The 1,245-nt window shown below is 70.3% G+C and carries 2 protein-coding genes; both read left to right on the top strand.

All coding sequences use genetic code 11. The annotated features are described in order from the left end of the window. On the top strand, nucleotides 1-696 hold a 696-nt coding region (locus ACDELDRAFT_RS22660), incomplete at its 5' end, for an alpha-hydroxy-acid oxidizing protein (protein ID WP_005801340.1). A 71-nt stretch (nucleotides 697-767) separates the two neighbouring features. Then, the coding region (locus ACDELDRAFT_RS22655; protein WP_005801338.1) for a thiamine pyrophosphate-binding protein at nucleotides 768-1,245 on the top strand (478 nt) is incomplete at its 3' end.

The raw sequence follows: 1,245 nt of genomic DNA, 5'->3' as shown, positions 1-1,245 counted from the left end.
CGCACCCTGGTGTTCACCGTGGACCTGCCGCTGCCCGGCATGCGCCACCGCGATACCCGCAATGGCATGGCGGCCCGGGGCACGCGGCCCGCGCTCCTCCGGGCGCTGCAGGTGCTGGCGCGCCCGGGCTGGCTGCTTGATGTGGCCGTGCAAGGCAAGCCGCTGCACTTCGGCAACCTCACGGAGCAGGTGCCCGGCGCGCGCGACCTCAATGCCTTCAAGGCCTGGGTGGACGCACAGTTCGACCCCAGCGTGACCTGGAAGGACATCGAGTGGCTGCGCGGCCACTGGAAGGGCCGGCTGCTGCTCAAGGGCATCCTCGACGTGGAGGACGCCCGATCCGCCATGGCCGTGGGCGCCGAGGGCATCGTCGTCTCCAACCACGGCGGGCGCCAGCTCGACTCCGTGGCCTCGTCCGTGTCCAAGCTGCCCGCCATCGCCCAGGCCGTGGGCACGCAGACCGAGGTGCTGGTGGATGGCGGCGTGCGCAGCGGCGTGGACATTTTCAAGGCCCTGGCGCTGGGAGCACGCGGCGTGCTCATCGGCCGCCCCTGGGTCTGGGCGCTGGCGGGCGGCGGCGAAGCCGGGCTGAGCGCGCTGCTCGCCACGCTGCAGCGCGAACTGCTGCTGGCCATGACCCTGGCGGGCGTCACGCGCACGGCCGACATCGGTCCCGGCCACCTCGATACGGATTGACAAGAAAAAATGGCTGCAGTTCTTTCCTGCAAAGCGCAAGTAGCTATGAATACAGTAGCAAGGAGATTCCCATGAACGGCGCACAAGCCCTGATGAAGACCCTGGCCGATGCCGGCGTCGAGGTCTGCTTCACCAACCCCGGCACCAGCGAGATGCACTTCGTGGCGGCGCTCGACAGTGAGCCCCGCATGCGCGCCGTGCTGTGCCTGTTCGAGGGCGTGGCCACGGGCGCGGCCGACGGCTACGCGCGCATGGCGGGCAAGCCCGCCGCCACGCTCTTGCACCTGGGCTGCGGCCTGGGCAACGGCCTGGCCAACCTGCACAACGCACGCAAGGGCAAGGTGCCCGTGGTCAACATCGTGGGCGACCACGCCACCACCCACACGCAGTACGACGCGCAGCTGCAGTCCGACATCGAGACCGTGGCGCGCAACGTCTCGCCCGGCTTCGTGCGCACATCCCAAAGCACGGCCCAGCTCTGCCAGGACGCGGTGGACGCCATCGCCGCCGCGCGCGGCCTGCCGGGCCAGGTGGCCACCCTGATCCTGC

It is taken from the genome of Acidovorax delafieldii 2AN (assembly GCF_000175235.1).
GTDB classification, from domain to species: domain Bacteria; phylum Pseudomonadota; class Gammaproteobacteria; order Burkholderiales; family Burkholderiaceae_C; genus Acidovorax; species Acidovorax delafieldii_B.
Note: the sequence above shows the minus strand (reverse complement) of the source record. Positions and strands in the feature narration are given on the sequence as shown.